General features: G+C 68.7%; 2 protein-coding genes. Both read right to left on the minus strand.

Annotation, left to right across the window (positions count from 1 at the left end; translation table 11 throughout):
* Window positions 1-70 precede the first annotated feature (70 nt).
* Window positions 71-892: an IS21-like element helper ATPase IstB gene (gene istB, locus QMG73_RS46010; RefSeq protein WP_281906486.1), complete on the minus strand. Its 822-nt coding sequence runs from the start codon at window positions 890-892 to the stop codon at window positions 71-73.
* Entirely contained in the window at window positions 893-2179 is a 1287-nt protein-coding gene (istA, locus tag QMG73_RS46015; RefSeq protein WP_281906488.1) for an IS21 family transposase, read from the minus strand.
* Window positions 2180-2250: the final 71 nt, after the last annotated feature.

Here is a 2250-nt window from a genome sequence, read left to right on the forward strand (position 1 = left end):
TGTCAACGACGGCTGAAAACTGAGCAGGTTGCGACGGCTGAAAACTGAGCACCTGGGTTGATGGTTTGTCCTACTTGTTGCGGTCTTTAGCGAGTAGTTCGCGGCGGGCTTTGGTGCGGTAGGAGTCGCCGGCGAGGGTGAGGACCTCGGCGTGGTGGACGAGCCGGTCGATCATCGCGGCGGCGACGACTTCGTCGCCGAAGACTTCGCCCCAGCGGCCGAAGGGCAGGTTCGAGGTGACCAGGATCGAGGCCTGTTCGTAGCGGGACGCGACGAGTTGGAAGAACAGGTTGGCCGCGTCGGTGTCAAACGGGATGTAGCCCACTTCGTCGATGATGATGAGCCGGTAGCGGCGGATCTTCTTGAGTTCGGCCTCAAGCGCGCCGGCGTGATGGGCTCTGCTCAGGCGGGTGATCCAGTTCGTGGCGGTGTCGAACAGCACCGAGTTTCCGGCCTGGGCGGCCTTGATTCCCAGACCGATGGCCAGGTGCGTCTTGCCGATGCCGGGCGGTCCGAGCAGCACGACGTTGTCGGCCTTGGGCACGAACGTGGCGGTGGCCAGGTGGGCCAGGACGTCCTTGCGCAGGCTGGGCAGGTGGTCGAGGTTGAAGTCGTCCAGGGTCTTGATCGCGGGGAAGTGTGCGGTGCGGACCCGCATCATGTTCCCGGCGGACTCGCGGTCGGCGACCTGCCGTTCCAGGACGGCGGTCAGATATTCCTCGTGCGACCAGTTCGCGTCGCGGGCGGTGTCGGCGAGGTCCTGCCAGACCCGGCCGATCGTAGGTGTCTTCAAGACCCGGGTGAGGTAGGCGAGCTTGGAATCGAGGTGATCCGGTCGTGGGCGGTGGACCGCCGGGGTGCTCCCGCGCGTGGTCGCCGTGGTGGTGGCCATTTAGATCCTTTCGGTGATCGTGGACCCGGCGTCGGACTGGTCGTCGGGTCGGGGGTCGAAGTCGACGCCGTAGAGCGCGTCGTAGTCGGGCAGCGCCCGCAGTGCCACGACATGGCCGTCGGGGTGCGCGCGGGTCGCGGGGCGGTGCGCGGGACGGCGTTCGGCCAGTTCAGCACGCAGCAGCTTCGCGATGGCCCGATGCTGCGGGTCGGTGATCGTGACCGCGTTGGTCCAGGATCGGTCGTGCTCGGCCACGACCTGCCCGGCGCAGCTGGCCACGACGCGGGCGGGGGTGGCGATCCAGTCGACGAACCGGCCGATCGCCCGTGGGTCGACGCTGTAGTCGTTGGCCTCGACCCGGATGTAGTAGTCCCGGCCCAGACGGACCCGGCCGGTCAGCCCGACCTGCGGCGCCACGGGTGGCAGCGGCACCATCGCGGCCCGCTCGGTCGGCCACCGGTCCACCGGCCGGGCGCCGATCGCGCGCAGATGCCGCATGTTCGCCCGCTCCGCCAGCCACTGACTGATCTGGGTGTTGAAGTCGAACGGTGAGGTGAACGCGCGCCCGGGCAGAAACGAGGTCTCGAAGAACCCGTTACGCCGCTCGACCAGGCCCTTGGACTCCGGATCCCGAGGCGGAGCCAACCGGATCCGAACACCGAGCGTGCCGGCGAACGCCGCCGCCTCGACGCTCAACCGGCCGGTCCCGCCGATCGCGGCCTCCCGATCCCAGACCAGCGTCCGCGGGCACCCGCCCCACTCGGCGATGACCTCCCACATCCCGGCCAGGATGTCCCCGCCCCTTCGCGACGGGATCATCACCGCGTCCGTGACCCGCGAGTGCCCGCACGTCATCGCCAGCACCGGCAACACCCGTTCCTGACCGGCGCCGACCGGCACCGGCAGCGGCGGGAACCACAGATCGCACTGCGCCACCTCGCCCGGTTCGTACTCCAGACGGTCGGCCGGGTCCACCCCGGCGAACAACGGCCGCAGCTGGCGCACCCTGTCCTTCAGAACCGTCAACGACCTAGTCCAGCCGATCCGCTCCGCGATCACCGTCGCCGGCATCGCCGGCCATTCCGCCAACAACGACCGGATCCGGCCCTCGACCGCGTCCACCGCCGAACCCCGCGCCGCCCGCTGATACTTCGGCGGCCGATCCGACATCAACGCCCGAGCAACCGTGTTCCTCGAGATCCCGAGCCGTCGGGCAATCGCCGCCTGACTCACACCCTCTGACCGGTGCAAACGCCGAATCTCGGCCCAGTCCTCCACGCTGATCACACCCCAAGCCGTACACAGGGTGCTCAGGTTTCACCCGCCGACTACGGCTCAGTTTTCACGCGGCGTCGACA

This window comes from Phytohabitans aurantiacus (assembly GCF_027923225.1).
Lineage (GTDB): Bacteria > Actinomycetota > Actinomycetes > Mycobacteriales > Micromonosporaceae > Phytohabitans > Phytohabitans aurantiacus.

Coding starts and splice junctions, on each gene's coding strand:
- istB (WP_281906486.1), bottom strand. CDS start 892: ATGGCCACCACCACGGCGACCACGCGCGGGAGCACCCCGGCGGTCCAC.